At 48.0% G+C, this 809-nt stretch carries 1 protein-coding gene and 1 pseudogene; both read right to left on the bottom strand.

Annotated features, from left to right (window positions below; all coding sequences use genetic code 11):
* Window positions 1–35: 35 nt before the first annotated feature.
* Complete coding sequence (locus DU506_RS21310) at window positions 36–269, bottom strand: hypothetical protein (RefSeq protein WP_114488802.1); 234 nt, start codon at window positions 267–269, stop codon at window positions 36–38.
* Window positions 270–330: 61 nt separating this feature from the next.
* Window positions 331–809: pseudogene (locus DU506_RS21305) on the bottom strand (class I SAM-dependent DNA methyltransferase); the annotation flags it as partial.

The following is an 809-nucleotide window of genomic DNA, read 5'->3' as shown; positions in this document are numbered from 1 at the left end:
CACCCGAAACTGGGAGGTAACCGGTCCGGTGTCGCTCAACCCCGGGAAAGTGCAAGAAATCGAGCGTAATAAACAGGCTGCTTAAGCGCAGCTATTTGGACAACTGGGTTGAAAATCACCGTGTCGTTGAAATGAATTATAGCCTGCATTGGCTTTTCATTCTTTATTTGAATACCTACTTCTTCATCTAATGTATCGAGTATGTCATGAAAGTCTTTCCTATATTTTTCTATAAGTGTTGTTGGTTTTTTATCTTCTAAAATTTCCATGTGTAATCCCTAATATTGATTTTAAAATCATGATCAGCCTGCATACTGCCTAACTTTATCATCATTTATTAACAGGCTTATCACCTATCACAGACTTCACTTCCGCCAACAAATCCCCAAACTTGCCGTAATTCACCTTCACCCCATCATCCAGATCCAGTGTGATGCGCTGGTCGGCGTAGTGGCGTAGCTTCTCATCGAAGGTGTTGAGTTCGGCCTGCTGCTTGTAGAGCTTGCTCAATTCTTTTTCGATGCCCTTGGCTTCAGCGGCGGAGGTGCTGGCGTCCTTGTCCTGCTCCAGCTTTTCGACGTAGCTGACGAGCTTGGTGGTGAGCGGGATCACGTAGTCGGTACGCATCTCGGCGAGGGTGCTTTCATTGTAGCGGTGCAGGTAGACCAGGCACTCGAAGGCTTTCTGCTTGCCGGAGCTAAACAGCCAGTAGATCGGACGCTTCTTGTAGGTACGCAGGTGGTCCTTGTAAAACTGCGTGCTCAGGTAGCGGCGGATGGTTTCCAGCGCGGCTTCGCCTTTCTTGGGTT

Origin of the sequence: Vreelandella rituensis (genome assembly GCF_003336665.1) — a bacterium.
GTDB lineage: Bacteria > Pseudomonadota > Gammaproteobacteria > Pseudomonadales > Halomonadaceae > Vreelandella > Vreelandella rituensis.
The sequence above is the reverse complement of the archived record's forward strand: the minus strand, read 5'-3'. Positions and strand labels throughout refer to the sequence as shown.

Excerpts from the sequence above, each read along its gene's own strand:
- DU506_RS21310 (WP_114488802.1), bottom strand. The coding sequence starts at position 269 with ATGGAAATTTTAGAAGATAAAAAACCAACAACACTTATAGAAAAATAT.